Annotated in this window: 1 protein-coding gene and 1 pseudogene; both read left to right on the top strand. The window is 56.7% G+C overall.

Annotation, left to right across the window (positions count from 1 at the left end; genetic code table 11):
* The coding region (locus tag AC0QUY_RS42615; protein ID WP_474417261.1) for a transposase at positions 1–201 on the top strand (201 nt) is incomplete at its 5' end.
* Positions 202–287: 86 nt separating this feature from the next.
* Positions 288–708 (top strand): annotated as a pseudogene (locus AC0QUY_RS42610) (IS5 family transposase); the annotation flags it as partial.
* Positions 709–832: the final 124 nt, after the last annotated feature.

Genomic DNA, 832 nt, shown 5'->3' with positions numbered 1-832 from the left:
GCGCTTGCCGTCATCCCCAACAACCCGTCACGGGCGCTCAAATATCCGCTCGACAAGCATCTCTATGCCCAGCGCCATCTCGTCGAATGCTGCTTCTCGAAACTCAAGCAGTTTCGCCGCGTCGCAACCCGCTTCGAAAAGACCGCTCGAAATTACCGTGCCGTCGTCACTCTCGCTGCCATCGTCCTATGGATGCGATAAGTGTCCACACCACCTAGGCGGTGTGGACTCTAGGGATTCCCATTTAAGGGCAAATCAGATTCAAGACTTCTTTTTGGGAGCAAGTCTTGAGTGTGATGGACCGTTTGGTGTTGAGCGACGCGGCCTGGGAGCGGATGGCGCCGTTGATCATTGGTCGACCTGACCAGAAGGGGTCGACCGGGCGCGATAACCGGATGTTTGTGGAGGGGGTCCTTTGGATCGTACGCACGGGCTCTCCCTGGCGTGACCTTCCGGAGGTGTTCGGCGACTGGAACAGCGTGTTCCGGCGCTTCAGCCGGTGGAGTGTCAAGGGTGTTTGGGCGCGCATTTTCGATGCGATGTCCGATGATCCGGACTTCGAATATCTGATTGTCTGATTGTCGATTCCACCATCGTTCGGGCTCATCAGCATGCTGCCGGGGCGAAAAAAGGGGGTCTGAAGATCAAGCGCTCGGCCGCTCGCGCGGCGGCCTGAGCACCAAGATCCATATCGCCGTTCGAGGCTTAGTCGTGCGTGAAGAACTTCCAAGCCATTGAGCGGGAGTCGAATTTTCTGGCGAGAGGCGTTTTGAGATTGCAAGCTTTCGGGCTTTGGGGGCCCAAAAGCTTGCAATTTTGCTTTTGAGGATTC

It is taken from the genome of Bradyrhizobium sp. WYCCWR15520 (assembly GCF_056174665.1).
Note: the sequence above shows the minus strand (reverse complement) of the source record. Positions and strands in the feature narration are given on the sequence as shown.